General features: G+C 41.3%; 22 protein-coding genes. 9 read left to right on the top strand and 13 right to left on the bottom strand.

Annotated features, from left to right (window positions below):
• The first annotated feature begins 520 nt into the window (after positions 1-520).
• The 3 genes from EGC80_RS13205 to EGC80_RS13195 all read left to right on the top strand — a co-directional run bounded on the left by EGC80_RS13205 (position 521) and on the right by EGC80_RS13195 (position 2,721).
• Positions 521-955, top strand: coding sequence for an excinuclease (locus EGC80_RS13205; protein ID WP_124013357.1), 435 nt, complete (start codon positions 521-523; stop codon positions 953-955).
• Between the two features lie 161 nt (positions 956-1,116).
• Complete coding sequence (locus EGC80_RS13200; RefSeq protein ID WP_206191863.1) at positions 1,117-1,467, top strand: YkgJ family cysteine cluster protein; 351 nt, start codon at positions 1,117-1,119, stop codon at positions 1,465-1,467.
• 243 nt (positions 1,468-1,710) lie between these two features.
• A complete protein-coding gene (locus EGC80_RS13195; protein ID WP_124013358.1) occupies positions 1,711-2,721 on the top strand; it encodes a D-alanine--D-alanine ligase in 1,011 nt (336 codons plus the stop codon).
• A 79-nt stretch (positions 2,722-2,800) separates the two neighbouring features.
• Here EGC80_RS13195 and EGC80_RS13190 read toward each other — a convergent pair whose 3' ends face one another.
• The 7 genes from EGC80_RS13190 to EGC80_RS13160 form a co-directional block, all read right to left on the bottom strand.
• Entirely contained in the window at positions 2,801-3,400 is a 600-nt protein-coding gene (locus EGC80_RS13190; protein WP_372491452.1) for a cytochrome c3 family protein, read from the bottom strand.
• Between the two features lie 8 nt (positions 3,401-3,408).
• On the bottom strand, positions 3,409-3,873 hold the full coding sequence (locus EGC80_RS13185; RefSeq protein WP_101030360.1) for a nitrate reductase cytochrome c-type subunit: 465 nt from the start codon (positions 3,871-3,873) through the stop codon (positions 3,409-3,411).
• A gap of 11 nt (positions 3,874-3,884) precedes the next feature.
• On the bottom strand, positions 3,885-6,374 hold the full coding sequence (gene napA, locus EGC80_RS13180; protein WP_124013417.1) for a nitrate reductase catalytic subunit NapA: 2,490 nt from the start codon (positions 6,372-6,374) through the stop codon (positions 3,885-3,887).
• Between the two features lie 2 nt (positions 6,375-6,376).
• Positions 6,377-6,634, bottom strand: coding sequence for a chaperone NapD (locus EGC80_RS13175; protein WP_101030359.1), 258 nt, complete (start codon positions 6,632-6,634; stop codon positions 6,377-6,379).
• 32 nt (positions 6,635-6,666) lie between these two features.
• Positions 6,667-6,825 carry a periplasmic nitrate reductase, NapE protein gene (locus EGC80_RS13170; protein ID WP_101030358.1) on the bottom strand — a complete coding sequence of 53 codons (159 nt, stop codon included), beginning with the start codon at positions 6,823-6,825 and terminating at the stop codon, positions 6,667-6,669.
• Positions 6,826-7,538: 713 nt separating this feature from the next.
• Complete coding sequence (locus EGC80_RS13165) at positions 7,539-8,447, bottom strand: class I SAM-dependent methyltransferase (protein WP_124013359.1); 909 nt, start codon at positions 8,445-8,447, stop codon at positions 7,539-7,541.
• 38 nt (positions 8,448-8,485) lie between these two features.
• Positions 8,486-9,676 carry an AI-2E family transporter gene (locus EGC80_RS13160; RefSeq protein WP_124013360.1) on the bottom strand — a complete coding sequence of 397 codons (1,191 nt, stop codon included), beginning with the start codon at positions 9,674-9,676 and terminating at the stop codon, positions 8,486-8,488.
• 157 nt (positions 9,677-9,833) lie between these two features.
• On the opposite strand from EGC80_RS13160, the gene folX reads away from it, so the two are divergent.
• Positions 9,834-10,202, top strand: coding sequence for a dihydroneopterin triphosphate 2'-epimerase (folX, locus tag EGC80_RS13155; RefSeq protein ID WP_101030355.1), 369 nt, complete (start codon positions 9,834-9,836; stop codon positions 10,200-10,202).
• Between the two features lie 81 nt (positions 10,203-10,283).
• On the top strand, positions 10,284-11,174 hold the full coding sequence (locus tag EGC80_RS13150) for a TIGR01777 family oxidoreductase (RefSeq protein WP_124013361.1): 891 nt from the start codon (positions 10,284-10,286) through the stop codon (positions 11,172-11,174).
• Positions 11,175-11,189: 15 nt separating this feature from the next.
• Here EGC80_RS13150 and EGC80_RS13145 read toward each other — a convergent pair whose 3' ends face one another.
• Positions 11,190-12,086 (bottom strand): LysR family transcriptional regulator, encoded by an 897-nt coding sequence (locus EGC80_RS13145; protein ID WP_124013362.1) that lies wholly within the window; start codon positions 12,084-12,086, stop codon positions 11,190-11,192.
• Between the two features lie 713 nt (positions 12,087-12,799).
• On the opposite strand from EGC80_RS13145, the gene EGC80_RS13140 reads away from it, so the two are divergent.
• Positions 12,800-13,249, top strand: a complete 450-nt coding sequence (locus EGC80_RS13140) for a hypothetical protein (RefSeq protein WP_101030352.1) — start codon at positions 12,800-12,802, stop codon at positions 13,247-13,249.
• A gap of 935 nt (positions 13,250-14,184) precedes the next feature.
• Here the strand turns inward: EGC80_RS13140 and EGC80_RS13135 are convergent.
• Both EGC80_RS13135 and EGC80_RS13130 read right to left on the bottom strand, forming a co-directional pair.
• Complete coding sequence (locus EGC80_RS13135) at positions 14,185-14,682, bottom strand: lactoylglutathione lyase family protein (protein WP_124013363.1); 498 nt, start codon at positions 14,680-14,682, stop codon at positions 14,185-14,187.
• Positions 14,683-15,101: 419 nt separating this feature from the next.
• Positions 15,102-15,794 carry a pseudouridine synthase gene (locus EGC80_RS13130; RefSeq protein WP_124013364.1) on the bottom strand — a complete coding sequence of 231 codons (693 nt, stop codon included), beginning with the start codon at positions 15,792-15,794 and terminating at the stop codon, positions 15,102-15,104.
• Positions 15,795-16,079: 285 nt separating this feature from the next.
• Between EGC80_RS13130 and EGC80_RS13125 the strand changes: the two genes are divergently transcribed.
• Positions 16,080-16,337, top strand: coding sequence for a TIGR03643 family protein (locus EGC80_RS13125; protein ID WP_101030347.1), 258 nt, complete (start codon positions 16,080-16,082; stop codon positions 16,335-16,337).
• Between the two features lie 56 nt (positions 16,338-16,393).
• On the opposite strand, the gene EGC80_RS13120 is transcribed toward EGC80_RS13125, so the two are convergent.
• Both EGC80_RS13120 and EGC80_RS13115 read right to left on the bottom strand, forming a co-directional pair.
• Positions 16,394-18,877, bottom strand: coding sequence for an ABC transporter permease (locus EGC80_RS13120; RefSeq protein ID WP_124013365.1), 2,484 nt, complete (start codon positions 18,875-18,877; stop codon positions 16,394-16,396).
• Entirely contained in the window at positions 18,877-19,626 is a 750-nt protein-coding gene (locus tag EGC80_RS13115) for an ABC transporter ATP-binding protein (RefSeq protein ID WP_101030345.1), read from the bottom strand. Before EGC80_RS13115 ends, EGC80_RS13120 begins: the two co-directional genes overlap by 1 nt.
• A gap of 61 nt (positions 19,627-19,687) precedes the next feature.
• On the opposite strand from EGC80_RS13115, the gene EGC80_RS13110 reads away from it, so the two are divergent.
• Both EGC80_RS13110 and EGC80_RS13105 read left to right on the top strand, forming a co-directional pair.
• The gene (locus tag EGC80_RS13110; protein ID WP_124013418.1) at positions 19,688-20,245 is read left to right on the top strand and encodes an arylesterase; all 558 of its coding nucleotides are present in this window, start codon (positions 19,688-19,690) and stop codon (positions 20,243-20,245) included.
• A gap of 201 nt (positions 20,246-20,446) precedes the next feature.
• A complete protein-coding gene (locus EGC80_RS13105; protein WP_101030343.1) occupies positions 20,447-21,514 on the top strand; it encodes a DUF3083 family protein in 1,068 nt (355 codons plus the stop codon).
• Between the two features lie 82 nt (positions 21,515-21,596).
• Here the strand turns inward: EGC80_RS13105 and sohB are convergent, their stop codons facing one another.
• Positions 21,597-22,607, bottom strand: a complete 1,011-nt coding sequence (gene sohB / locus EGC80_RS13100; protein ID WP_164839466.1) for a protease SohB — start codon at positions 22,605-22,607, stop codon at positions 21,597-21,599.
• Positions 22,608-22,713: the final 106 nt, after the last annotated feature.

Genomic DNA, 22,713 nt, shown 5'->3' with positions numbered 1-22,713 from the left:
GCGAGTCCTAAGGTACCTACTGCGATCCATTTTAATGATTTCTTAATCATATCCCTTCCTTTTGAAATACCTACATGACGAAAATAAGCATGACGATTATTACGCTAATAATGACAGTCGACATTGTTAACAATAAGTTAACACGCAATAGGTGAGCTTGCAGAATTTTGATATTATTTCAGGAATTTAAACAGTAACCGAGTGTAAATACCCAAACAAAATTGAAGCGAGCAAAGTGGACCAACGATGCCATTTCTCTTACGCCTGTTCTTCTAACTCAATAACATCATTTTTTTCAGCTTGGATGACGATAGCCTTTTGTGACTATTTGACGAGGAAAAGCACTAGGCTTAATCAATGACCAGATGAGTGAATCTTTGTTTTATCAAATTTTATTTGATACCTACAGAGTTAAATAATCCTTATTGATAGTCGTAAAATCAGTGAGTTAATGTTATTTTGCTTCGAGTAATGGATTTCTATCGTCTTAAAACAACAGCAATTAAAAGGATTTAACCCTATGAAAAACACGCTAGCGGCCATCACACTGGCACTTTGCTTAATTCCAGCCACCTCTTTTGCCCGCGATGATATTGGTAATTACTCTGTCACCGATGCATTAAGCACAGAGCAAGCAAATAATAAACTTGGCACAGATATAAGCTTTTATTTTGGCGATCAAGTTTATGGCGAACCTCAGCAACAATTTGGTGAGTTCAGTACTAGCAAAAAAACTAATGCCTTTAATAAATCAGATCTTGAAGCCTGCCATTGGGTATTTTTATCGGCAATGATTACGCTCAAAGAGCGTGCAATTAGAGAGGGCGGTAATGCTGTCATTGAAATAAAATCTAATTATAAAAACAATCTGACTAGCAGCAATGACACTTTCCAATGCGGTGCAGGCACTTTCGTTGCTGGCGTTGCACTGACTGGAAAAGTGGTCAAATTATAACCCATTAACAGCCAAGCATTCACCGAATTGCTTGGCGAAGTCTCAATATAATGATGATTTAACCTCAACCAGGGCACAGATGTGCGGTTATTTAACCAAAAATAACGTCATCGCGATTAATTTACGGTATGCTTAGCAAAAATGTTTAACAGCAGCCATTAATGCCCACCAATATCATTACTATGTTCCCTGAGTCGGCCGATAAGTCAGCGACTCCCCTAGCAATAAACTCTGCAGAACAGCCCGTAGCGGTGACGTGTTCAACTTGCCAAGCCTGTTGCTGCCGTCTTGAAGTAATGCTGATTACTGAAACAGGGGTGCCTGATGAGTATATCGATAACGATTCTTGGGGTGGAGAAGTGATGCTGCGGCTCGATGATGGTTGGTGCGCGGCGTTAGACCGAGACACTATGATGTGTTCGATTTACGAAAAGCGTCCGTTAATATGCCGTGAGTTTGAAATGGCTGATTATGAATGTATTATTGAGCGTAAGAAATATTTACCAGAATAAATTAACATGACCAAATCAACATGACTAAAATATCATCACTACATGTTGCTGAGCGTAAATCGTGGCACCGAGCCTTCACAGCTTATTTTATTAAAAAATCTGCTCCCAAAGCTGAAATAATGTTAACGCTTGCTTGCACTTTATAGCCGTCGGTCTTTATCATAAGTACAATTTTTCAGGGCGAATAACCTTGCTTGTTCCGGCCCATTTCCAGCTTATATTTTACCTTTTCCAGGAGTAACCATGCCAAAAGTCAATCTGCTGTTATTATGCGGCGGTGGCGGTGCTGAACATGATATTTCGCTGATGTCGGCCCGTTTTTTTGAGTCATCTCTGGCTAAGTCAGATAAATTTTCAGTACTTAAATTAGTACTCGACAAGCGCGGACATTATCATACAGAAGACGGTAAATCATGCGATTTAACCAACCGTCGTGAAATCCGTTTTGAAGATGACCGATCCCCAATATGGCCTGTTGATTATGTTATTCCGTGCATTCATGGTTTTCCCGGTGAGACAGGCGATATCCAATCTTACTTTAATTTAATCCAACTGCCCTACTTTGGTTGTGAGTCAGAAGCATCGAGCAACTGTTTTAATAAAGTCACCGCAAAAATGTGGTTTTCGGCCTTAGGCGTCCCTAATACGCCATACATTTTCTTACACCAATTAAATGCTGATGCGATTAAACAAACCGAAGCGGCATTTGACAATTGGGGCTCGGTATTCGTGAAAGCGGCCTCGCAAGGTTCATCGGTCGGTTGCTATAAAGTCGATGTGAAAGCTGATATTGCCAACGTGCTACAAGACGCGTTTCGTTATGCCCCTTATGTCGTGGTTGAACAAACGATCCATGCGCGTGAATTAGAAGTGGCCGTTTATGAGTACCAAGGTAATGTGGTGGCAACCTTGCCTGGGGAGATTATTTGTAATACCAATACTTTTTATTCGTTTGAAGAAAAGTACGCCAAAAATAGTCAAGCTCGTACCGACGTAGTGGCAGATAACCTCAGCCCTGAAATCAGTCAGCAAATTCGTGACTATGCGGTAAAAGCATTTAAAGGAATGAAATTACGTCACTTATCGCGCATCGATTTCTTTTTAACCCAAGATAATCAAATCCTCCTAAATGAAATCAATACTTTTCCAGGATTAACACCTATTTCAATGTTCCCGAAAATGTTGCAAAACCATGGTCACGATTTCACTGAATATTTAATTGATGCGATTGGACAACAGCTTGATTTAACGTAAGCGTTTTACTTAAGTCAGCTCGATAAAATAAACAAAGGCCAGCAAATTGCTGGCCTTTATGATGACATTAACCAATAAGTTAGAACCCTTCTACACCCGCCATATCAGGTAATTCGTGTGCAATCCCCTTATGACAGTCGATACAGGTTTTTTCACCGCTAGCCAGAGACGTTGAATGCATTTGTGATGCACGCGTAGACTGACGAGTGAAATCCATATAATCGAAGTTATGACAGTTTCGACACTCTAACGAATCATTGGCTTTAAGGCGTTTCCATTCATGCTCAGCCAACTCGCGACGCTTACCTTCAAACTTTTCACGCGTGTTAATCGTACCAAATATTGTACCCCACACTTCCTTAGACGCTTGCATTTTACGGGCAATTTTATCGGTCCAGTTATGTGGTACATGACAATCTGGACACGTTGCACGTACCCCACTGCGGTTAGTAAAGTGAATGGTGCTTTGTAACTCTTTATAGACGTTATTTTCCATCTCATGGCAACTAATACAGAATTGCTCACTGTTGGAGAGTTCTAAAGCAGTGTTAAATCCACCCCAAAAAATTACTCCAGCGATAAACCCGCCGATAGTCAAAAAGCCTAAACTGTAATGGACACTCGGACGACGCAATACTTTCCACACCAGTTTTAGTTGCTCAAACAGTTTTGCAAACATAGTCACTCCTAATGCTTAACCGCGGCTTTCGCTTTAATTAATTGTTCAATATCGATAAAGTCATTTTCAACTAGTAACTTGGCATCTAATTGCGGTGCATGACATTGAGTACAGAAATAACGCCGTGGTGATAGATTAGTTAAGAAGTTATTATCCCGATCCATATAGTGAGTCACACTGACCATTGGCGCGGGTGAGCCACTGGTACGAGAATGACACTGGAGACACTTATTCACTTTAAGATCAATTTGATAACCATCAATTTTATGTGGGATAATCGGTGGTTGCATCGGATAACTACGTACCTGCTTAACATCGTTATTGACCACCTTTTGCATCGCAGGTGGTGTCGGTTCGATATTGATTGGTGCTAAACGTAATGTGTCGATTTTGTCTTCAGGTACGCTGGTAGCCATTACACTTACAGAGAAACCTAATAACGCGATAATCGATAATAATTTACCTGTTTTCATGGTCTGTCTCCTTAAGCCTTAACAATTTTTACGGCACATTTTTTAAAGTCTGTTTGTTTTGACAGTGGATCTGTCGCATCTAACGTTACTTTATTAATGAGTTGGCTGGCATCAAACCAAGGTACAAATACTAAGCCAACTGGCGGCTTATTACGTCCACGGGTTTCAATACGGGTTTTAATCTCACCACGACGAGATATCACTCTAATTTCATCACCACGGCGTAAACCACGCTTTTTAGCATCATCTGGATGCATAAAACACACCGCATCAGGGAAGGCTTTATAAAGCTCAGGGACACGTTGAGTCATCGAACCTGAATGCCAATGTTCAAGCACACGACCGGTAGACAACCAAATATCGTATTCTTCATCTGGCGACTCGGCAGCAGGTTCGTAAGGTAATGCGAAGATAACCGCACGGCCATCAGGCTTACCATAAAACTCATAGTCGCTACCGGCTTTAACATAAGGATCAGAACCTTCACGGAAACGCCATTTAGTTTCTTTGCCATCGACGACCGGCCAACGTAAACCATGCTCTTTGTGGTACACATCAAAGTCAGCTAAATCGTGACCATGGCCACGGCCAAAGGTAGCGTATTCTTCGAACAAGCCTTTTTGGACATAAAAACCAAAGTGCTTAGCTTCATCATTCAAATACTTAGGGTCAGCGTCGGCTAATGGGAATTTATCAACGTTGCCATTTTGATAAAGCACTTCATATAAGGTTTTACCTTTAAATGAAGGGTTAGCCGCTAACACGTCAGCTGGCCATACTTCGTCAGTAGTGAAGCGCTTTGAAAACTCCATTAACTGCCATAAGTCTGACTGTGACTCACCTGGGGCCTTGACCATTTGATGCCAGAACTGGGTACGACGTTCAGCGTTACCATAGGCACCTTCTTTTTCGACCCACATGGCTGTAGGTAAAATCAAATCGGCAGCTTGAGTGGTGACGGTTGGATACGCATCAGACACCACGATAAAGTTTTCTGGATTACGATAACCCGGCAAGCCTTCTTCGTTAATATTGGCGCCCGCTTGGATATTGTTGTTCACTTGAACCCAGTAGCAATTGAGATCGCCGTCTTTTAAGCGACGGTTCTGCTCAACCGCATGATAACCCGGTTTAGGCGGTATAATGCCACTTGGAATATGCCAAATCTCTTCGGCACGCTTTCTGTGCTCAGGGTTAGTCACTACCATGTCTGCAGGTAAACGATGTGAGAATGTGCCCACTTCACGCGCGGTACCACAAGCAGAGGGTTGACCTGTCAATGAGAATGGGCTGTTACCTGGAGTCGAAATTTTACCCACTAGCAAGTGAATATTATAAATCAGGTTATTACACCACACACCACGAGTATGTTGGTTAAAGCCCATGGTCCAGAATGAGGTGACTTTACGGTTAGGATCAGCATAAAGCTCAGCCAATTCGATGAGCTTATGTTCTGGTACACCCGATAACTTACTGACTGACTCAACATCGTAATCGGCAACATATTTGGCAAATTCGTCAAAAGTCATCGGCGTAGAATCACCTGCCGTCGCCACGTTTTTGGCCTTCATTTCTAAAGGGTGTGTAGGACGCAAACCATAACCAATGTCGGTAGTTCCCTTGCGGAAATTCACATGCTTTTTAACGAAATCTTTATTGACTTTGTCATGTTGAATAATGTAATTGGCAATAAAGTTAAGCATCGCCAAATCGGTTTGTGGGGTGAACACTATGGATAAATCAGAAAGATCAAATGAACGATGTTCAAAGGTAGACAATACCGCCACCTTAACGTGTGGCGCACTTAAACGACGATCAGTTATACGAGTCCATAAAATAGGATGCATTTCTGCCATGTTTGAGCCCCAAAGCACAAACGCATCGGCCGCTTCCATATCATCATAGCAACCCATTGGCTCATCAATACCGAAGGTGCGCATAAAGCCACCGACCGCAGATGCCATACAGTGACGAGCGTTAGGATCGATATTGTTCGAGCCAAAACCGGCTTTCATTAGCTTAACCGCGGCATAGCCTTCCCACACAGTCCACTGACCAGAACCAAACATACCAACCGCTGTTGGGCCTTTGGCTTTTATGGTGGCTTTCCAGCGTTCAGCCATAGTATCGAATGCTTTCTCCCATGTAATAGGAGTAAATTCACCATGTTTGTCATACTTGCCGTCCGTCATACGTAACATTGGCGTTTGCAGACGATCACGTCCATACATAATTTTAGACAGGAAATAACCTTTAATGCAGTTTAAGCCGCGGTTAACTTCACTTTTTGCATCGCCATGAGTGGCAACGACTTTACCATCGCGAGTGGCAACCATGACGGAACAACCTGTGCCACAAAAACGACAAGGGGCTTTGTTCCATTCTAATTTGGTTTGCTCAGAGCTAGTGATTAGGTTACTTGCACTCGTTGGTAACGCTAAGCCCGCAACACTTGCCGCTGCGATAGCGGCATTGGCTTTCATAAAATCGCGTCTATTCATATTCATACTTCACCTTCTTCAAGCTCTTCACTTTGGTGATACACCATGGTGGCAGTCAACACACCCGGAATAGCATTAATCGTTGATATATCATCCATCAAGGATCTTTGGCTCGGGCCTTCAACGACGACGACTAATTTAACGTCATTATTGGCTGATAACTCAGCATTCTCGATCGCCATAATTTGCTGTCTTACGTCAGCCATTTTATCTGGGTGTACTTGGACAATTAGGCTGGTTACGTGCAGTTCATTGCTCATATATCGCTCTCATATTGTTTATATTTTGAGGATTAACCCGCGCCTGGCGGCCCGGTTAAAATTTGGCTAAACCAGATGCTAAATCCAAGTGCGCTAACCAGTAACACAGATAAAATGGGGGCTAAAAAAACAGTCAAAAAGATAAAAATCTTTAACTCCAGACCCTTTTTGCTTTCGGTATCATTACTCATGGACCCTCCAAGAGTGGGGGATAAAAAGCAACAAATTATCATCACTTTGCTGCTTCATCATTAGGACTCGTGAGAATTTTAGCGCTAATCAAAGAACAAACTATATACTCACAAATTGGTAAAACGAGGTTAATATGATCTAGATCATCAATTTACATAAATCATTATCAAGTTGAGGGTTATTAAGCATAAATATTGATTAAATAAAGACTTACTTACCGATGTTATGACCAACTTCACCCTTTACTAACATTGAGTATAAGACACAATGAGAGGCTTCCCGCGATTAAAGGTTAGGTAATGGTTGATAGCCGGGGTTTGAAATGTGCGCTGAGGCGTTAGTGCTTGAATAAACAAATTTTAATTGCAGTGACCTTAATTGACTAAACAAGACTCCCTATCGCTAGCAGAATTTAACCGTCGCGATGTTGTTGAATTGCGCAAGAGAGGACTGAAATGACACTTGATGTAACATGGCGGCTCGGGTATTGATTATGTAAATGAATAATCACAGCTTAAGATTATAAATGCCGCGCTAAACCGAGTTAAAGATAAATATTCAATCTTGGTTCAAAAAAAACACCCTAGCCAACTCCCTTGAAAAACACCCCCCCACGACTTTCACTTTGCTCGGATGATGGGGTTTTCTCGCCAAATTAAATAAAAAAACCGATACTCAGTATCGGTTTGATATGTTCGTCAGCATAAATAGATTAATTAAGGCGATAACGCAGTACTTTTAATGATTTTTGCTCATCAATATCTGCAAAAACTTGCGGATTAGCAATTCGCTCAACATAAGTTAATGTTGGCGCAGTGCTAGCCACTTGTTGCATCAAAAAATCACAACCTAGCTCGGGCGCATTTAAACATAACAACACTTCACCTTGTGGAGCGAGTAAATCAGGCAGGCGTTTTAGTAGCCGATCATAATCTTTAGTGGCGACAAAACTGCCGCGTTGATTACTGGGTGGATCGGCCACAATCAAGTCATAAGGGCCAAGCTTGGTTAGCTTACCCCAAGATTTAAAAATATCATGGCCTAAATAACGCGCCCCAGCAGGTAAGTCATTTAATACATGGTTTTGCTTACCAATGCTTAACGCTCCTTTACTCATGTCCATGTTAACCACTTCATCTGCGCCGCCTTGCAAAGCGACTACCGAAAAACCGCAGGTATATGCAAATAAATTTAACACTTTTTTATGTTTAGCATGCTGCTTGACCCAAGCTCGGCCGTTGGCCATATCTAAAAACAAACCGTGGTTTTGTCCGCGCAAAAGATGCACTAAAAAATGCGCGCCATTTTCGCTGACCACGTGCTGTTCAGGTACTTGTCCATACAACAATTCACTCAAGGTTTGGCCACCTTGGCGGTATTGGTAGACCAAATTAAGTGGCTCATTTGGGCGTTGTTGTTGCCAAAAATTCACGATAGCAGTCACTAATTCATCGAGTTGCTCGCTTTCGAGCATTTTAAAACTGGTGAGTAATAACACCGGTTTGTACCAATCTAAACACAGATGCTCATCGCCTGCATATAACCCTCCACGACCGTGAAATAAGCGGCAAACATCATCACCTAGGGTCAAACTGGGTAGTACTTGTAAAAAACGCTTCATACACTCTCTTACTTTATCAGCTTATACAATCGATAGGATCAGGCATCAGTGGTTGATGACTTGGCTTTGACAGCATTGTCGTTATCGTTATCATTTTCAGCGGCATTGCCAATATCATTGCCAACACCCTTACTCGATTCTGTTTCAGTCGCGGCTAAAGTGTCGCCCTCAGTATGACTAGCAGATCCACTGAGCGTTTCCTCAACATCATCCGATAATAAAATAGCCAACCAACTACCCGATTGACTCGACTCAAGACCAATTTTAACAATCATGGTCAATGGCACTGACAACAACATCCCAACAGAGCCAAGCAGCCAGCCCCAAAAAATTAATGATAAAAAGACCACTAAGGTAGACAGTCCAAGGCCACGTCCCATAAAACGTGGTTCAACCACATTGCCCATCACCATATTGGTACCCACATACAGTAAACCGGTAATACCCGCAGCACCCGGACCCATTTGGATAAAAGCCAATAACACGGCTGGGATGGCGGCAATAATGGACCCAATATTAGGAATATAGTTAAACAGAAAAGCAATCACCGCCCACAACAACGCATAGTCAACCCCAATGATGCTCAAGCCAATGCCTATCACAATCGCAGTGGCTATACTGACTAAGGTTTTTATCACCATGTATTGATTAACCGAATGTAAAAACTTATCGATTTGCTGGAGTCGCATATCGGGGTCATCTAACGCTAAATGGAATTTTTTAGGTAACGATTGTGCTTCAAATAACATAAACACTATGGTCAGGATGATCAGAAATAAATTAGCCATGACATTGCCGACCCCAGAGAGCATGTTGGTGGTCATGGATAACGCCATACCAGGGTCAAAGTAGTCGAGCACTTTTTGCTTAGATATCTGAATATTAAAGCTTTGCAGTTTTTCAAGCACCCAAGCAAATTGCTCAATTAATTGCTGACGATACAACGGCATTTGCTGGGAAAATTCATTCACTGAACTGCCAACTAAACTGGCCAGCCACAGTCCCATTAACACAATAAAACCCATTAATAAGATGATCGACAGCCATTTAGGGATATGAAAACGCGACATCAATCGAATGGCAGGATTACAAATCACTGCTAAAAATGCAGATAAGACAAAAGGCACCACGATAGGGCTGGCCGTTTTAATCCCGGCTAAAATAATCACCACGCAGGCCATTACCACAAAACTGCGAACAGCCATGGGGGATTGTTGTATTCCTTTCATAGGGTGAAAAATCCTTATTGTTGCTTATTAAAATGATTCTATATGCTAAGCTAAACCCAGTAACATATTGCAATCTAAGTTAAAAATTATTGTCTATTCATATTCAGCTGATGCCAATATTGGCATTCAACCACTTTCAGGGACTTACTGACATAATATGAAACCAGAAACTGCCATTATACGCATTAAAAACTTACGTTTACGTACTTTTATTGGTATCAAAGAAGAAGAAATTAATAATCAACAGGATGTTATCATCAACGTGGTGATCCATTATTGTGCCGATAAAGCCCGCAACAGTAACAACGTAGCAGATGCATTGAATTATCGCACTATTACTAAAAAAATCATTGCCTTGATTGAGAATAACCGATTTTCTTTATTAGAAAACTTAACGCATCAAACCCTCTCTATTGCCAGTGAACATGATTGGGTTGAATTTGCCAGTGTTGAAATCGATAAACCCCATGCACTGCGCTTTGCAGACTCAGTGTCGATGGAATTATGCTACCAAAAGCCGCAGTAGCAGCTATGTTACTCGCAGAATTTGTGATCATTTTTTAAGCTTATTATCGTATATAGCTACATTGAGTAAAGGGGGATTTACATGAGAATACTAATAACAGGCGCAACAGGATTTGTGGGTAAACAATTAGTCAAATCGCTTGGCGAGCACCAGCTGATCATATTGACGCGGAATGTTAGTAACGGAAAAAGTCTTCTTGGCAGCCATCATCAATACTGGCAAACCCTTGCAGACAAACCAGATCTTAACGATATTGATGCAGTAATAAACCTTGCAGGCGAACCTATAGTCAATAAACGTTGGAGCAACAAGCAAAAAAAACTGATCTGCGACAGCCGTTGGGACATCACTTCGGCCTTAACTCAGCTTATCCGTAAAAGCACCAATCCACCGCATACGTTTATTAGCGCCTCAGCCATCGGTTACTATGGCCGACAAGGCAACACACCTATTGATGAAACCAGTGGTTTTAATGCTGAATTTAGCCATGATATATGCCAGGAATGGGAAAACATTGCCCTTCAAGCTCAATCGCAACATACCAGAGTGTGTATCACGCGCATTGGTATTGTACTCGGCAAAAATGGCGGCGCATTGGCAAAAATGTTACCCCCATTCAAGCTTGGTTTAGGCGGCCCAATAGGTAATGGTGAGCAAGGGATGAGTTGGATCCACATCGATGATTTAATTAGATTATTGTGCTACTTACTCAGCAATCCAAACTTACAAGGCATCTATAATGCAACCGCGCCTCAGCCTGTTAGCAATGCAGAATTTGCTAAAGCATTAGGCAGTGCATTAAATCGTCCCACCAAAATAACCACGCCACCATTAGCATTAAGGCTGGCAATGGGTGAAATGTCAGAATTACTCACTACAGGTCAATTTGTATTGCCAAAACGCACTTTAGCGGCAGGCTTTGGGTTTCAATACCGCGACATCAACAGTGCATTACAACAAGTGATTAACTAGTTTCTATAGTAATGGCTAAACCCATTGTTTAATTTTATCGATAATAGGACCATAGCGTCGAGCGAGTGGTCGATGTTTTTTATAAATGACGAACAATGGTTCACTCACGACTACATGAGCTGTTTGCTCAGTGGCAAAAGATGCAATTCGAATATGCTCTGGTTGCGCAAAATGATCTACAGCAAATTGTGGTAACACAGCAAATGCTAATCCTTTGGCTACCGGCACCAGAATTTGGTTCAGTTGATTAACGTAACTTCGGATCGGCACCTGCATCGCTAACGCTTGTTTATCGGAAAAATACTGCTGGGTTATTTGCGACCAATAATGCATGCCGTCGGGGTGGCTGACCATGCCAAGGGCCATTAACTGTTCAAAGGTGACCGATTGATATGAGCACGACTCAGGTAATACCAAACACAATGCTTGTGTGGCTAATGGGGTGACGACCAAATCGTCCATATTAATCGACTGAGTGATAATGCCGACATCAATGGTATTGGCCATTACACTATCGATGATGCGGTGATTGGGCGCCGCTTCCAGTGAGATTTGTAATTGCTTATGCGGTAACTGGTAGTCAATTAGATGGGGATATAACAATAGTGCCATCGATCCAGAACAAGCTAAACGACACTCACCAATGTGCTCATCATCCACCGCTAATTGTGACAAAACTTGCCGTTGTTGTTGCTGCCAAACCAATGCTCGTTGATATAAAATAATCCCCGCCTCGGTTAGCTCAAAGCTTTTCCCTATTCGGATAAGCAAATCAACACCCACCTGCTGTTCAAGCTTTTTAATGTGCTGACTGACACCGGGTTGAGTCATAAAAAGCTGCTCGGCGGTGTGAGTGAAATGCCCTACTTCCACGAGTTTAATGAAGGTGGTTAACCATTGTTGATTTAACATATCGCGCCTCTATTTTACACCAAACACTTGATTACTATCGACAATGAATATCCTTTGTGCAAATGCTAACGTCACTGCTGATAATGAACATTGATAATAAAATGATAATAACAAAAAATTATCAATTTAAGTATTTTTAATAACTTATAACTAGCACACCATCTCATATAGTAACGCTATTAACTCGGGCGGTATAACGGACAACACGACTGCATTGTTAAGAAATTAAGAGGTTAAGAGGTTAAGAGGTTAAGAGGTTAAGGTGAGTGATACATATCCAAGTCGTTTTTCACATATTGGCATTTTAGTTACGGATATAGACGCTGAAGTTACATTTTTATACTGAAGTATAAAACCTGTATCACCTCGTTGAAAAATCGATATTTAATTGATTTAAAGTGAATAGTCTAACGAATGACAAAATAAGGCATTCCCTCCGCCCATGGAGGTCAGATGCAAGAGGTTGAACAACGCAGGACCCGTTGCCGAACAACATTATGCCTTTAAGTCTTCATCTTGATTAAAACAACTTGAATTCCCCCTGCATGACCCGCTAGTTAATACGATTAGTTTTTGCAATCCTCACCAACGCTTATAAAACTCATTTTTTAAAATGTCAAACTTTAGAGTGACTTGACTGTGCCTAATTCCTTACTATTATTAAAAAGTTCAAAAAACAAACGATTTAATTAATTATAAAAAAGGAAAATAAAATGAAAAGAATATTAATTACATTAGCTTGCGTTGTGTTTAGTTCTACATTATTTGCCAAAGATAGATTAGAAATTTACGAAGATTACGATCTAGGTACCGAAATTATGGTAATCACTACCGTTAAAGTGGACCCTAATATGTCTGATGTATATTTGGCCGGTCTGAGTGGAAGTTGGGTTAAAGCGGTTAAAATTGAAAAAGAGCTAGGCTTTATCAAAGACTGGAAAATCTATGCTAGTGACTTGCCCGTGAGTGGTGATTTTAATATGTTATTAGTAGTGACCATGGCTAATGGCGCAGACATAGAGCCTAACAAAAAGAAGTATGAAGCGTTCATGAAGAAGTGGAGTGAGGCGGATCAAAAAATGTCTAACGAAATTTCAGCAAAATACCCTGAAGTGAGGACGTTAACGGGTGAATATCGCATGCGTGAGATCATGATGAAATAATTAATAAAGCGCTTTTTTGCGGAGAAGCTAAAGGGCGCTGAATTAAAAATCAAGGCCAATGGCAACTAACGCCGCTGAATTTAAATGGCCAACGTTAAGAGCTTTATCTGATCCATCGCTTTGACTATATTTATATCCCACAGGAACTTTTGGTAGAAGGACTCGAGTATATTTGCTGTAAATTCAATTTTTTGTTGCGATCTCAATCCCTATAATGTTTTGCGAGTTCGATACGAGTGATATTTAAATTAGGTTTTAATGCGATTGCCTGTTTTAAACTTGCCGCCGTCTCAACATATCTGCCCGATAGTAACAAAGTTCTTCCAAGGTTATGGCATGGGATATTTAGAATGGATAGCTAAAGCATGTTGATAACACTTTATTACTATCGACAATGAATATCCTTTGTGTCAGTGCTAACGTCACTGTTAATAAAAATGATCAGAAAGATTTTTTATTTTACGTATTTTTAATCATTCATGGCCACCACATAATCTTATGCACTCACGTTATCAACTCATGCGGCATAAGAGGCAACACAGCGGTATTAAGCGGTTAAATTGAATAATAAGTATCTAAGTAGTTTTTCACATATTGGTATTTCAGTTACGGATGTAGACGCTGAAGCTTAATTTTATATTGAAGTATAAAAACGGTTTATAACCTCATTAAAAATAAATGATTGACGCATTTAAAGCCAATAGCCTAACGGATTACAAATTTTAGGTTAAGTTTACTCACTGATTAATATCGAAGGTTATTGGCATTGGCACCCATTAAAGGTGATGACTTAGCAGACCTAGATTAAAATAAAAAAACCACCTAAAATGGTGGTCTTTTTCATTATCTAATCTGTAATAAATTATACGCTCGCTCACACAAAGTTATCCATGAACCTTAAATCCCCTCACATTCCTATAGTGTATAAATACGCTTTATTTATAGGCACCATCTGCATAAGTCAACTCATAACTGTGGCTGTAAATTTCCAAAATATTACCAAATGGGTCTTCCATGTAAATCATACGATATGGTTTTTCACCTGGATAATAGTAACGAGGAGCCTTCATACGCTTTTTACCACCAGCAGCAACAATCTTCTCTGCTAGTCCTTCTACATCGGGGTCTTGTACGCAGAAATGGAAGATACCCGTTTTCCAATATTCGAAGTTGTTTTCTGGGTTCTGTTGGTTTTTAAATTCAAAAAGTTCAACACCAATACGATCACCCGTTGATAGATGCGCAATACGGAAGTGCTCCCAACCGGCACCAAATACGTCAGTACACATTTCACCGATTGCCGATCCATCTTCAACAATCTCCGTAGGCTCCATAATGATGTACCATCCTAGCGTTTCTGTATAAAACTTAACGGCGGCTTCTAAGTCTGGTACTGATATACCAATGTGGCTAAATGTACGAGGATAAACCATGTTATGACTTCCTTACTATTGGGTGGTTAGTTTCAATAAAGAAAGTATAGCTATTATTTTTTGTAGCGTTAAATTTTCAATTAGTATTATTTTAATAATTTTATATTATCAAAAACACTTGCGATGATGGGGGGCTTCAATAAAAAAGCGACTAGTTAAGGTATTCTAATCGAGATCTGTAAATATCTACGGGGATAAATCTATCAACAAACTCATAAAATCATCTATTAATCGCACCTTATTTGATTATAGGATCTTAGCCTAAGCAGTGGCATATTTAGTCTGTTAAGATTTATTTTTGATAATTTAGCGGGTAAATCTGGAATGGTTTACACCCGAATTCAGATAATAACTGATGGTTATGCAATCGCTTGGTGGGGATACAGATTATCTGGCAGAGGCGTAATATGACTGCAGAGTCATTTATCACCAAATGAGCGAATTTCCACATCGGTTAAATAACGCCACTCCCCTGCTGCTACATCGGCACTCACAGCACCAATACTTTCACGATGAAGAGACAACACTTTATTACCAATAGCAGCAAACATACGCTTTACTTGATGAAACTTGCCTTCCGTTAAAGTCAGCAATACTTCTTGAGGTGTGATAATGAGCAAATGCGCCGGTAATGTCAGCTCTTGTTCCCCTTGCAAAGCAATGCCTTGTAAAAAAGACTCACAAGCATCTGCGGCTATCGGCTTAGCTAATTTAACCCGGTAAACTTTATGGCATTGTCCAGACGGAGATGTGATAGCAAATGTCCAACGACCATCATCGGTAATAAGCACTAATCCGGTTGTGTCGGCATCTAATCGTCCGGCAATGTGCAACTCAGATGGGCGTTCGACGTCAATTAACGAAAATAACGACGGATAGACACCATCGACATTCGAACAAAGAGTATTGGCTGGTTTATTGATTAACATATAGCGAAAAGCTCGAGCTGCAAGCTTTTGACCGTTTAAGCTAACTTCATTATTTTCATGAACCTGAACAGCTTCATTCCTAACAACCACACCATTAACCAACACCTCACCACTATGAATTAGTTGGATCGCGTCATACCTTAATAGCTCAGTACTTTTACAAATAAATCGATCAAGACGCATAAATAACCTTAACGTGGGGTAATCATTTTTTATTGGCTACTTGAGGGGATTATGCCACAGACGTCAAGTGCTGTTTGTATTATTAGGGTAATAGCAAACACATTACTCAAGTAAAAAAGCGTCAATAAATGTAGCACCGACACTTAACGCAAACCCCATAAACATCATTGCAATAAAAAATTTGCTTAAAGCTAATTTTCTGTCGCACATTTACCTTAACGCACTAATCTAAACTGAATCGACTAACGTATTAGTCTGCAAACCCAATCAAGACGTTGAAAAGCAATGCTACCACCTCAAGATACCTCAAGAATTATTGAAATGGCTTGGGAAGACCGAACCCCATTTGAAGCCATTGAACACCTTTACGGCTTAAGCGAGTCCAATGTGATCAAACTGATGCGCCTAGCGCTTAAACCTAATAGTTTTAAGTTATGGCGATCACGTGTCAGTGGCCGTAAAACCAAACACCTTAAATTACGTCCTCTAGGCATTGATAGAGGTTATTGTCCTACACAATACAAACCAAGACAAAAAAAGTAACCCGACTAACGAAGTAAAAAAGGAGATGAATCATCATCTCCTTTTTTGGTGCCAACCTAACCGGCTTTGAGCATGTCACTACAGGACATATTGAGTAATTGCCTACAGCGCCAAATACCTAATATCGACACAATTGCCGCCCCCGCAACAGGGGCTAATACCCACCATGGCCAATGCATATAAACCACCAGATCAAACACTTGGGTTTTTAACATAAACAAGGCAAACTCGGCCACAATCACCGCCAACAAGCCAGCAATAGCACCGAGTATGGCAAACTCAAATCCCGTTGAAGCGCGTAGCAGCCAACCGGAGGCGCCAAAAGTACGCAACACGGCGAGCTCTCGCTGCCGAGTCGCCATTCCCGCCTCCGTTTGCGCAACCAACACCAAAGCACTGGCCAGTAACACTAATACCAACACCAAAGACAACGACAATGACACTTGCTCAATGATTTGCCGTAACTGCCGAACAATCGCTCCGACATCGATAATCGATACCGTGGGGAATTGTTGAATTAACTGCAATACCACTTGATTTGCGCTAAGCAGGCTTCCATCGGCCGCCAATTGCGCATCATTTAGATGAAAGCTTGCCATAGAAGTATAAGCAAACGGCGCGAGTGCTTCAGGGGTGAAGATCATGAAGAAATTGGGTTGTAAGGTTTCCCAATGCACTTGCCTGATACTGGCAACCTTAACCGAAAATGATTGATTATCGATGAGGTAAGTTAGTGTATCCCCCATTACAATGCCGAGTCGATCTGCCACACCAGACTCGACCGACACATCATCGCCAGCGAGGTTAAATGCGCCTTCGAGTAAGGTATTATTCGGCGGTAAGGTTTCACGATAGGTTAAATTAAGTTCGCGTGAAATACCCACACGCCCTTCAACACCGTTCTCTGCCTGCTTACCTGAAATCAATTCCTCGTCGTTAATGTGAGTCAGTCGCCCACGAACCACAGGATAAATATCGGTTGCTTTAATATGATTGAGGGTTAAAAAGTCATCAAGTGGCTTAGCATCTTCTGGCGCTATATTGACTAAAAAGTAATTGGGGGCATTTTCAGGTAACTGTTTCTGCCATTCATTGAGTAAATCTTGGCGCAACGCTAATATGGTTAACAGCAATACCAGTGCACTGCTAAAACCAACCAACTGTACTGCGTTTTGCCGCGCACGACGACGAAGTCCGGCTAAAGCCAATTGAAAAGGATTAGTGGTTTTCATGCCAATGCCATGACCAAAGCGGATCATCACAAACCCCAGCACACTCAATAAGACTCCCAACAACATCACCGCGAGTACCACCGTCATGGTCAACGCTAAACTTCTTGAATATAAATAACCCAACAAGGCCATCGCAGCCAAGCTTAATAACAGATGCAACCACATGCCTAGCTGCAAGCCTTCTAATTGACGTTGCAATACCCTTAACGGCGGAATGGCCAATAAACGCATTAATGGATATGCGGAAAACATAAATGCGCTGATCAATCCCGTGCTAACCCCTAATAATATGGGGCGGAAATACGGGGGTGAGTAAGCGGCGATTTCGGCCGGTAAAAAAGCGGTAATCCCAAGGTCGAGCAATACCCCGCCCAGCAAACCAAGGACAATACCCAGTAGTGTGACTAACGACAAATGCAGTCCAAATAATACTCGAATTTGCTGACCCGAAGCACCAAAGGTTTTTAGCATGGCCACTACGTCATAATGACGCTGACAATAACGCTGGGCGGCTATGCCAATCGCGGCACACGCTAAAGCAATGCCGAGTAGACTGGCGAGCAACAGAAAGCGCTCAGCACGCTGCACTGCTGAGGCAATAGGAGAATCTCCCGATTGCACATCCACCCAGCGCTGGCTGTTATTCAGTAGAGGTTTGGCTTGCTGTTCAAACGCCACTAGTTGTTCAGCATTACCGGTAAATTGGTATAAATAAGTCACCCTGCTGCCCGGTTGGATAATGCCGGTTGCCGCCACATCATCTAAACGGATAAGTAACACCGGCGAGGAGGCAAACGGATTAAAGCCAGCATCAGGTAAACGGCTAATCTCTTCTGTAAGCGATAACTCACTATTGCCCAATTCAATGGTTTTTGGGAAGCCAAGCAAACCACCTAAACGGTTTTCATACCAAGCTTGACCCGTTTGTGGCAGTGCTCTAGTGATACCGTTACTCAGCTCTATATCGCCTTTTAACGGATAACCATCACCTACCGCTTTTACCGTGACTAACTGAAACTTATTGCCCGAATATACCATCGAGTTAAATTGCATGTTCGTGACGTGAGCCAGGCCTATTTTATCTGCCAGTGTCAGCAATTGTGGGTCAAGTTCAACCGGCGAATCAATAATACGATCGGCGGCAATAAAGTTAGCGGCTTCGCCATTAATGGCCACTTGTAAACGCTCACTCACCCGCGCAAGGCCCGTTACTGATAACACCGCTAACGTAATGGCCAATACAATAAGCATTAACTGCCCTTGAGCCAGTTCTCGTTTAAACAATCGCCACGCAATTTGCCATTCCATTAATTAACCTCCGCTAAAGGCTGTGAATGCTTATGTTCGGTCACACTGGTATCTAAATAGGGTTCTGACAAATGACCATTTTCCATCACTAATTGCCGAGCACAACGTTTGGCCAAATGTAAATCATGGGTCACCAGCACAAGCGTAGTATCACTCTCTTGATTGAGGGCAAATAACATATCAGCGATTTTATCACCGTTAACACTGTCTAAATTACCTGTCGGTTCATCTGCAAACAGGACTTTGGGTTCACAAATAAACGCCCGTGCGATGGCGACACGTTGCTGCTCCCCACCGGACAATTGTTTGGGTAAATGATTTAATCGATGAGATAAACCGACTCGGTCGAGCATCGATTGGGCTTTTTGGTTGGCATCTTTCACCCCAGCAAGCTCAGCAGGTAACATCACGTTTTCTAGGGCCGTTAACGTATCGACCAACATAAATGACTGAAAGATAAAACTGACTTTTTGTTTCCGTAGCGCAGCTTTTTGCTCTTCATTTAAGCCTGATAATGCTACGCCATCTAATACAATTTCACCTGAGGTAGGCGTATCTAACGCCGCAAGTAATCCCAATAGTGTCGACTTACCTGAACCTGATGGTCCCAAAATGGCTATACTGTCTCCTTGCTTGACTTCTATATTAATGCCGTTGAGGATAGTCAACTCTCCCTCTTGGGTCACGACAGTTTTATTGAGGTTAGTTACAGTAATGGCACTGATATTTCGATCGATATTATTAGACATACAATCCTTCTTATATTCGTCACTTAAACGCGTACTTACTAGCGTGCTTTTAGTGATAATGATGTGCGCACCAACCTATGCTGCCACGATTCTGATATTAGGTGATAGTTTAAGTGCAGGCTATGGTATGGCAGAAAACCAAGGCTGGGTACAATTACTCCGTGATGAACTGCCAAACGCCCACATTATTAACGGTTCGGTGAGTGGTGAAACCACCGCGGGTGGATTACGTAGACTCCCGAGTTTACTGAGGTCAAGCCAACCCGATCTAATTATAATTGCGTTAGGAGGCAATGATGGCCTGCGTGGTTTTCCACCCGATAAATTGAAATCAAATCTTACAAAAATCATTAACCTATCCCAGCAACATGGCGCCAAAGTCTTACTGACTGAAATCATGGTGCCACCCAATTACGGTCCCCGATATACCAGCTCTTTTACTCAGACTTACCATCAATTAGCCGAAGAATACGCGATTAAGCTGATACCGTTTTTTATGCAAGATATCGCCATCGATAAAACATTAATGCAACGCGACGGCATTCATCCTAATGAACAGGCTCAACCGATGATTACGCAGTGGATGTTACCTTGGATCACTCAGGCACTAGTAGAGTAAATCGCTCAGTTTGTTTGACTTTAGCTCAAAATGTTAATTTTTTTTTAATAAAGTGATCGAAAGTCATTTTAATTTAAGCTCCAATGTTTAAAATGAGCACAGCTAGCACATTAGATAACCATGAATAATTAACAGTGAATAAATAACAATAAATAAATAACGATAAACTTTAGACAACAACTAAGGCAATAAGGAAATAATATGTCCGTCAGTCGTCAAAAAAAAGTATACTTGCCAACCGCAACACGTAAAAATCAATACATTACCATTGGTTTCCCGTTAACCGATGAATATCTTAACGCATACAGTGATTTAGAAAATTGTTACGATGAATTCAGTAAATTAGTTTATCAATTAGCTGAAAAGCAAGAATTGTACAACGTCCACGTTGTCACCACCGACAAATTACCTATGGTACGCTTCCACAACGAAGCCTATTGCTTAAACTCAGAAGAGCAATTACGTTTTTTCTATAATCCAGCCCATCATGAAGCAAACAGTTTGCACAGCGTTGCAGGTTTTCGAGCCAGAAAGCTCAGAATTGTATTTTTAGCCACAGGTAAAGATCTTCGTAGCCATTCAGCTGAATTCCATTCTCATGTGCAAAAATTTATTGCTGAGTTAAAACCGTTATTACCCGTCAAAGATGTACCGATTAAAGTGCGTGACCACCAGCATCTTTCATATGACTTTTTTGCAAAATCCAAGGGGCTCAAAGAAACATACGGCTATAAATTACGCGCAGTAGACAGCCGCTATCATCGTCGTCACTGCGAGCTACCAGACGATGTGAGCACGCTTAATTATGTCACCATTAACATTCCGGTTGAGCGTCGTATCAAAAAGCAATTGCTTGCAAATGATACAACTGATTTTTCAAGTCTGTATAAAAATTTATGCGATAAGTTTTTCAAAGCGACAAGCAGTAAGCAGTTAAATCGTGTTGCTGTTGTTGCTAACGGTAAGTTGCCACTTGTACGTAACAGTAAGTATGAGCAATTAACCAGCACCAACGAGTTTCAGATGATCGGGTTTGACCCTCACACTGAATCACCTGAACCTATTTGCCACTGGGATGCCAATAAGCTTGTAGATGCTTTCCGGTTTGTCATTGTAGCGGGTAAAAGTGATGAAACAGACGAAGGTTATGGCCGCTTCATGAACCAAGTAGAAGACGCTTTACGTCTCTTTACTAATGAGCTAGACATCGATAAAGAACATGCAGATGTTATTTTACGTTTTCATCAACACATCAGTTACAAAGCCTAATCATATTGAGGTTTTTCTAGCATAAAAAAACGACAGCATGAGCTGTCGTTTTTTGATCTATCCAATCACTCACAATGTAATGCTACACCGACTGGTTACGCTCAGCTAAACGATTCATCACGGTATTTACTGATAATGATGCACCATGGGCAATTTTATCAGCCAGCTTTTTCTTCATTTGATACTTTATTTTGATCACTTGATGGGTCTTAACTAAAGTTAAAATCACATCATCACTGGTAGATACTTCATCAATTAACCCTAAATCAATGGCTTGTTGTCCATACCAATGTTCGCCTGTTGCCACTTTGGCAATGTCCATATTGGGACGGTAACGGCCAACAAACTCTTTAAATAATACATGAGTTTCTTCGAGTTCTTGTTGGAACTTAGCTCTGCCTTCATCGGTATTCTCACCAAAAATGGTTAAGGTACGCTTAAAGTCACCGGCAGTGTGCTGCTCATAGTCAATATCATGCTTTTTAAGCAAGCGATTAAAGTTAGGAACCTGTGCCACTACGCCAATAGAACCGACAATCGCAAAAGGAGCGGCATACACCTTGTTTGCCACACACGCCATCATGTAACCCCCACTCGCCGCCACTTTATCCACGCAGATAGACAACAGAATATTAGCTTGACGCAAGCGATCTAATTGGCTTGAAGCTAGACCATATCCATGAACCATACCGCCACCACTTTCAACATTCACCAACACTTGGTCATCTTTATCAGCAATGGTTAGAATAGCGGTGACTTCTTCACGTAATGACGCGACTTCATTGGCATCAATACTGCCTTTAAAATCAATAACGAACACTTTGCCTTTGGTTAAAGCTTGTTTTTCAGCGGCTTTTTCGTCTGCTTTCACTTGCTTTTCATAGGCTTTAAATTGCTTTTTAGGCAGTAACTCTTCTTTTAACTGGTGCTTAAGTTGCAGCAGCTCATCTGAAATATCAGTCAGTCTTAACTCACCTTTATCAGATTTGTTTTTCATGCTGCTAGCCAGTACAAATATTACTACCGCTAAAATAGCGACAACAATTGTTACCGCTTTTGCTAAAAACAGGCCGTATTCATATAAAAATTCCAAATTTCGCTCCATACAGGGATGACAATCTGCGGTATTTTAACAGCAATAACCAATAAGTAGACAATAAAAAACCCAGCTAATTGCTGGGTTTTTTAAGATATTACAT

Source organism: Shewanella psychromarinicola, assembly GCF_003855155.1.
GTDB lineage: Bacteria > Pseudomonadota > Gammaproteobacteria > Enterobacterales > Shewanellaceae > Shewanella > Shewanella psychromarinicola.
This window is presented reverse-complemented; position numbering and strand designations above follow the sequence as displayed.

What these genes read in the sequence shown, in the direction of transcription:
- EGC80_RS13115 (WP_101030345.1), bottom strand. Translation starts at nt 19,626, where the DNA reads ATGTCTAATAATATCGATCGAAATATCAGTGCCATTACTGTAACTAAC.
- napA (WP_124013417.1), bottom strand. Translation starts at nt 6,374, where the DNA reads ATGAATAGACGCGATTTTATGAAAGCCAATGCCGCTATCGCAGCGGCA.
- EGC80_RS13145 (WP_124013362.1), bottom strand. Translation starts at nt 12,086, where the DNA reads ATGTTAAATCAACAATGGTTAACCACCTTCATTAAACTCGTGGAAGTA.
- EGC80_RS13130 (WP_124013364.1), bottom strand. Translation starts at nt 15,794, where the DNA reads ATGCGTCTTGATCGATTTATTTGTAAAAGTACTGAGCTATTAAGGTAT.
- EGC80_RS13200 (WP_206191863.1), top strand. Translation starts at nt 1,117, where the DNA reads ATGCCCACCAATATCATTACTATGTTCCCTGAGTCGGCCGATAAGTCA.
- EGC80_RS13190 (WP_372491452.1), bottom strand. Translation starts at nt 3,400, where the DNA reads ATGTTTGCAAAACTGTTTGAGCAACTAAAACTGGTGTGGAAAGTATTG.
- EGC80_RS13170 (WP_101030358.1), bottom strand. Translation starts at nt 6,825, where the DNA reads ATGAGTAATGATACCGAAAGCAAAAAGGGTCTGGAGTTAAAGATTTTT.
- EGC80_RS13135 (WP_124013363.1), bottom strand. Translation starts at nt 14,682, where the DNA reads ATGGTTTATCCTCGTACATTTAGCCACATTGGTATATCAGTACCAGAC.
- EGC80_RS13160 (WP_124013360.1), bottom strand. Translation starts at nt 9,676, where the DNA reads ATGAAAGGAATACAACAATCCCCCATGGCTGTTCGCAGTTTTGTGGTA.
- EGC80_RS13105 (WP_101030343.1), top strand. Translation starts at nt 20,447, where the DNA reads ATGTCCGTCAGTCGTCAAAAAAAAGTATACTTGCCAACCGCAACACGT.
- EGC80_RS13110 (WP_124013418.1), top strand. Translation starts at nt 19,688, where the DNA reads ATGTGCGCACCAACCTATGCTGCCACGATTCTGATATTAGGTGATAGT.
- EGC80_RS13185 (WP_101030360.1), bottom strand. Translation starts at nt 3,873, where the DNA reads ATGAAAACAGGTAAATTATTATCGATTATCGCGTTATTAGGTTTCTCT.
- EGC80_RS13120 (WP_124013365.1), bottom strand. Translation starts at nt 18,877, where the DNA reads ATGGAATGGCAAATTGCGTGGCGATTGTTTAAACGAGAACTGGCTCAA.
- EGC80_RS13205 (WP_124013357.1), top strand. Translation starts at nt 521, where the DNA reads ATGAAAAACACGCTAGCGGCCATCACACTGGCACTTTGCTTAATTCCA.
- EGC80_RS13165 (WP_124013359.1), bottom strand. Translation starts at nt 8,447, where the DNA reads ATGAAGCGTTTTTTACAAGTACTACCCAGTTTGACCCTAGGTGATGAT.
- EGC80_RS13195 (WP_124013358.1), top strand. Translation starts at nt 1,711, where the DNA reads ATGCCAAAAGTCAATCTGCTGTTATTATGCGGCGGTGGCGGTGCTGAA.
- EGC80_RS13140 (WP_101030352.1), top strand. Translation starts at nt 12,800, where the DNA reads ATGAAAAGAATATTAATTACATTAGCTTGCGTTGTGTTTAGTTCTACA.
- folX (WP_101030355.1), top strand. Translation starts at nt 9,834, where the DNA reads ATGAAACCAGAAACTGCCATTATACGCATTAAAAACTTACGTTTACGT.
- EGC80_RS13125 (WP_101030347.1), top strand. Translation starts at nt 16,080, where the DNA reads ATGCTACCACCTCAAGATACCTCAAGAATTATTGAAATGGCTTGGGAA.
- EGC80_RS13175 (WP_101030359.1), bottom strand. Translation starts at nt 6,634, where the DNA reads ATGAGCAATGAACTGCACGTAACCAGCCTAATTGTCCAAGTACACCCA.
- EGC80_RS13150 (WP_124013361.1), top strand. Translation starts at nt 10,284, where the DNA reads ATGAGAATACTAATAACAGGCGCAACAGGATTTGTGGGTAAACAATTA.